The sequence below is a fragment of the Streptomyces sp. NPDC057654 genome, assembly GCF_042800135.1.
GTDB lineage: Bacteria > Actinomycetota > Actinomycetes > Streptomycetales > Streptomycetaceae > Streptomyces.
Genome location: NZ_JBHVHQ010000647.1, coordinates 1 through 4,962, shown reverse-complemented (window position 1 = coordinate 4,962; position 4,962 = coordinate 1). Strand labels below are relative to the sequence as shown.

Sequence of the window (4,962 nt, the reverse complement as noted above, 5' to 3'; positions counted from 1 at the left end):
CCCCCGGTGTTGCCCCACTCCTCGGGCACCGCCAGCGCGAACACCCCCGCCTCGGCGAGCCGGCCGAGCAGCGCCCGGCCCGGCCCGTGATCGCCGGCCGCCCAGGCCCGTACCGCCGACGGCGTACCGGCCGCCGACAGCATCCGGTCCAGGGTGCGGCCGAACTCGGTCTGCTCGTCGTCCAGGAGGAACCTCACGACCGGCGTCCCTTCGGCAGGCCCAGCAACCGCTCGGCGATGATGTCCCGCTGGATCTCATTGGTCCCCGCGTAGACGGGACCGGCGAGCGAGAAGGTGTAACCGTCCGCCCAGCTCCCGTGCGCGGGCGCGTCCCCGGCCCCGTCCGCCAGCTCGCCCAGCGGCCCCAGCAGATCCAGCGCGCACTCGTGCAGGGCGATGTCCAGCTCGGACCAGAACACCTTGTTCAGACTCGACTCGGCCCCGATCGCGCCCCCCGCCGCGATGCGCGAGGCGTTGGCGTACGTGAACAGCTGATACGCGCGGGCCCCGATCACGGCGTCCGCGACCCGGTCCCGCAGCGCCGGCACGCCCGTGTCCGCGCTCTCCCGCCACAGACCGACGAGGCGCTCGGCTGCGGCCGTGAACCGCCCCGGGCTGCGCAGCGTCAGCCCGCGCTCGTTGCCCGCCGTGCTCATCGCCACCCGCCAGCCCTGGCCCGGCTCGCCGATGACGTCCGCGTCGGGCACGAAGACCCGCTCCAGCGACAGCTCGGCGAACGCGGGCTTCCCGTCGAGCCGGCCGATGGGCCGCACCGTCACGCCCTCCGCGTCCAGCGGGAACATCACATACGTGAGCCCGCGGTGCGGCCGGTCCGCGTCCGGATGGCTGCGGAACAGGCCGAAGGCGAGATCGGCGAAGGCCGCCCGCGACGACCAGGTCTTCAGCCCGCCGAGCAGCCAGCCCCCGTCCACCCGCGTGGCCGTGGAACGCAGCGAGGCCAGGTCGGACCCCGCCTCCGGCTCGGACCACGCCTGCGCCCAGATCCGCTCGCCGCTCGCCATCGCGGGCAGCACCCGGGCGCGCTGCTCCTCGGTGCCGTGCTCGAAGAGGGTGGGCGCGAGGAGATTGATGCCGTTCTGGCTGACGCGGCCGGGCGCGCCCGCCGCGTAGTACTCCTCCTCGAAGACCAGCCACTCAAGGACCGAGGCGGCCCGGCCCCCGTACTCCCGCGGCCATGAGACCACCGACCAGCGGTCCGCGTGCAGCGTCCGCTCCCACTCCCGGTGGGCCGCGAACCCCTCGCGCGTCTCCAGCGAGGGCAGCGGCACGGCCGGCACGTGCCCGGCGAGCCACTGCCGGGCCTCGGCCCGGAACGCGTCGTCCTCGGCGCCGAAGTCGAGATCCATCAGGAGCCCGCCTTCTTCTTCATGGCGCGCACGTCCATGCCGCCCAGCGGGTCGGCCGCGGTCTCGGCGTTGTGCGCGTGCGCCAGGTGGTGCAGGCCGAAGACGGAGTCCAGGCCCGTGTGCAGGCCCTGGAGGTCCTCGGCCTGATTGACGGCGCGCTTGGTGAGCGCGAGCCCCATGCGCGGCATGTCGGCGATACGGACCGCCAGTTCGGCCGTGCGGTCGGCGAGTTCGTCCCGCGGCACGACGCGGTTGACCATGCCCACCTCGTACGCGCGCCAGGCGCCCATCCGCTCGCCGGTGAACAGGAACTCCTTCGCGACGCGCGGCGGCATGACCCACGGGTGCGCGAAGTACTCGACGCCGGGGATGCCCATCCGCACGACCGGGTCCGCGAAGAACGCGTCCTCGGAGGCGACGATCAGATCGCACACCCACGCCAGCATCAACCCGCCCGCCACACACGCCCCTTGGACGGAGGCGATCACCGGCTTCGGCAGCTCGCGCCACCGCCGGCACATGCCCAGATACACCTCGGACTCGCGCGCGAAGCGGCTCTCCGCGCCCGCCTTGTCCGAGTGGTCCCACCACAGCCCGGCCTCGCGGTCGAAGGGGAGGTGGGCGTCGCGCTCGGGGGTGCCGATGTCGTGCCCGGCGCTGAAGTGGTCACCGCTCCCGGCGAGGACGACGACCCGCACCGTGTCGTCGTCGGCGGCGCGGTAGAAGGCGCGGTCCAGCGCGTACGTCATCGCGGAGTTCTGGGCGTTGCGGTAGGCGGGCCGGTTCATGGTGACGGTGGCGACCGGCCCGTTCACCTCGTAACGCACCGTCTCCTCAGGGGCTGTGCCATGAGTTTCGTCGTGGGCTTCGTCGTGGGCGGCGGTCATCGGCGACTCCTTCCCTAACAAGTGTTTGGTAGGTTAACGTACGGCCATGAGCAGCGTCGAGGAATCCCGCGCCCCCGTGCCGTACGTCCCCGGACACCAACTGCTCGCGGGCCGCGGCGCGGTCGTCACCGCCGCCGCCGGAGCCGGCATCGGCGGAGCCACCGCCCGCAAATTCCTCCAGGAAGGCGCCCGCGTCGTCCTCGGCGACCTGCACGCCCGCCGCCTCGCCGAGTCCACGGCCGCGCTCGCCGAGGAGTTCGGCGCGGACAACGTCGCCGGCATCCCCTGCGACGTCACCGACGAAGCACAGGTCGCCGCCCTCCTCGACCTCGCCGAGGAGCGGCACGGCCGCCTCGACATCGTCGTCAACAACGCCGGGCTCGGCGGCACCGCCGACCTCGTCGAGATGACCGACGACCAGTGGGACACGATCCTCGACACCACCCTGAACTCCACCTTCCGCTGCACCCGCGCCGCCCTGCGCCGCATGCGGGCCGCCGGCCGCGGCGGCGCCATCGTCAACAACTCCTCCGTCGTCGGCTGGCGCGCCCAGCGCGGCCAGGCGCACTACGCCGCCGCCAAGGCCGGGGTCATGGCGCTCACCCGCTGCGCCGCCGTCGAGGCCGCCGACTACGGCGTGCGCGTCAACGCGGTCGCCCCCAGCCTCGCCATGCACCCGCACCTCGTGAAGGTCACCACCCCCGAACTGCTCGCCGAACTCACCGAGCGGGAGGCGTTCGGCCGCTACGCCGAGCCCTGGGAGGTCGCCAACGTCATCGTCTTCCTGGCCAGCGGCTACTCCTCCTACATGACCGGCGAGTGCGTGCCGGTCAGCAGCCAGCATGCGTGAGCGACGAGAGCGGGGGACGAGAATGGGGGAGTGCCGAACAGCAAGAAGAAACCCACCGTGACCCCCTCGCCCGAGCGGCGCGGGGAACTGCTCGCGACCGCCGCCGAGGTCTTCGCCGCGCAGGGCTACAACGCCACCACCGTCCGCCGGATCGCCGACGAGGCCGGAATGCTCGCAGGCAGCCTCTATTACCACTTCGACTCGAAGGAGTCGATGCTCGACGAGATCCTGACCGCCTTCCTCGACGAGCTCTGGGCCGGGTACGACGCCGTGCTCGCCGCCGGACTCGACCCCCGGCAGACCATCGAGGCCCTGGTCACCGAGTCCTTCCGGGAAATCGACCGGCACCGCGCCGCCGTCGCCATCTACCAGAAGGAGTCCCGCCACCTCGCCGCCCAGCCGCGCTTCGGCTACCTCACCGCATCGCAGCGGAAATTCGAGCAGGCATGGCTCGGCACCCTGGAGCGCGGCGTCGCCGCCAAGGTCTTCCGCGCCGACCTCGACATCCGCCTGACCTACCGCTTCGTCCGCGACACCGTCTGGGTCGCCGCGTCCTGGTACCGGCCGGGCGGCACGCACAGCCCCGAGGAGATCGCCCGCCAGTACCTGTCGATGGTCCTGGACGGCATCGCCCTGCGGGAACAGCCCCCGACCTCCTGAGAACAGCCCCCGACCCCAGGGAGAGACCACGCCATGGCCGAGGCATACATCGTCGAAGCGGTACGCACCCCCGTCGGCCGCCGCCGCGGCGGACTCGCCGGAGCCCACCCCGCCGACCTCGGCGCCCATGTGCTCCAGGCCCTCGTCCAGCGCTCCGGCGTCGACCCGGCCGCCGTCGAGGACGTCGTCTTCGGCTGCCTCGACGCCGTCGGCCCGCAGGCCGGCGACATCGCCCGCACCAGCTGGCTGGCCGCCGGGCTCCCCGAGGAGGTGCCCGGCGTCACCGTCGACCGGCAGTGCGGCTCCTCCCAGCAGGCCGTCCACTTCGCCGCCCAGGCCGTGCTCTCCGGCACCCAGGACCTCGTCGTCGCGGGCGGCACCCAGAACATGTCACAGATCCCCATCGCCTTCGCCAGCCGCAAGGCCGCCGAACCGCTCGGCCTCACCGACGGGCCGTTCGCCGGATCGGAGGGCTGGCGGGCACGGTACGGGGGCCTGCCCGTCGACCAGTTCAACGGAGCCGAACTGATCGCCGAGAAATGGGGCATATCGCGCCAGGACATGGAGGAGTTCGCACTCCGCTCCCACCAGCGCGCCGTCCGCGCCCTCGACGAGGGCCGCTTCGCCCGCGAGACCGTCGCGTACGGGGACGTGGCCGCCGACGAGGGCCCGCGCCGCGACACCTCGCTGGAGAAGATGGCCGCCCTCAAACCCGTCGTCGAGGGCGGCACCCTCACCGCGGGCGTCTCCTCCCAGGTCTCGGACGGCGCCGCCGCCCTGCTCATCGCCTCCGAGGCGGCCGTACGCGACCACGGGCTGACACCGCGCGCCCGCGTCCACCACCTCTCCGTACGCGGCGAGGACCCCATCCGGATGCTGTCCGCGCCCATCCCGGCCACGGCGCACGCGCTGAAGAAGACCGGCATGGCGATGGACGACATCGACCTGGTCGAGATCAACGAGGCGTTCGCGCCCGTCGTCCTGGCCTGGCTGCGCGAGACCGGCGCGGACCCCGGGAAGGTCAACGTCAACGGCGGCTCCATCGCGCTGGGCCACCCGCTGGGCGCCACCGGCGTCCGTCTCATGACCACGCTCCTGCATGAACTGGAGCGCACGGGCGGGCGCTACGGCCTCCAGACGATGTGCGAGGGCGGCGGCCAGGCGAATGTGACGATCATCGAAAGGCTGTGACGCCGGGG

6 protein-coding genes are annotated in these 4,962 nt (G+C 72.8%); 3 read left to right on the top strand and 3 right to left on the bottom strand.

Annotated features, from left to right (window positions below; genetic code table 11):
• The 3 genes from ACFU99_RS32760 to ACFU99_RS32750 all read right to left on the bottom strand — a co-directional run.
• A partial coding sequence (locus tag ACFU99_RS32760) for an acyl-CoA dehydrogenase family protein (protein WP_384398959.1) occupies nucleotides 1–197 on the bottom strand: 197 nt, incomplete at its 3' end.
• On the bottom strand, nucleotides 194–1,366 hold the full coding sequence (locus tag ACFU99_RS32755; RefSeq protein WP_384398957.1) for an acyl-CoA dehydrogenase family protein: 1,173 nt from the start codon (nucleotides 1,364–1,366) through the stop codon (nucleotides 194–196). The genes ACFU99_RS32755 and ACFU99_RS32760, both read right to left, overlap by 4 nt.
• Nucleotides 1,366–2,253, bottom strand: coding sequence for an enoyl-CoA hydratase (locus tag ACFU99_RS32750; protein ID WP_384398955.1), 888 nt, complete (start codon nucleotides 2,251–2,253; stop codon nucleotides 1,366–1,368). Before ACFU99_RS32750 ends, ACFU99_RS32755 begins: the two co-directional genes overlap by 1 nt.
• Nucleotides 2,254–2,299: 46 nt before the next feature.
• Between ACFU99_RS32750 and ACFU99_RS32745 the strand changes: the two genes are divergently transcribed.
• From ACFU99_RS32745 to ACFU99_RS32735, 3 genes are read left to right on the top strand one after another with little or no spacing between them, the layout of a single operon-like run.
• Complete coding sequence (locus ACFU99_RS32745) at nucleotides 2,300–3,103, top strand: SDR family oxidoreductase (RefSeq protein WP_384398953.1); 804 nt, start codon at nucleotides 2,300–2,302, stop codon at nucleotides 3,101–3,103.
• Nucleotides 3,104–3,133: 30 nt separating this feature from the next.
• Nucleotides 3,134–3,763, top strand: a complete 630-nt coding sequence (locus tag ACFU99_RS32740; RefSeq protein ID WP_384398951.1) for a TetR/AcrR family transcriptional regulator — start codon at nucleotides 3,134–3,136, stop codon at nucleotides 3,761–3,763.
• A gap of 33 nt (nucleotides 3,764–3,796) precedes the next feature.
• Entirely contained in the window at nucleotides 3,797–4,954 is a 1,158-nt protein-coding gene (locus ACFU99_RS32735; protein ID WP_384398949.1) for an acetyl-CoA C-acetyltransferase, read from the top strand.
• Nucleotides 4,955–4,962: the final 8 nt, after the last annotated feature.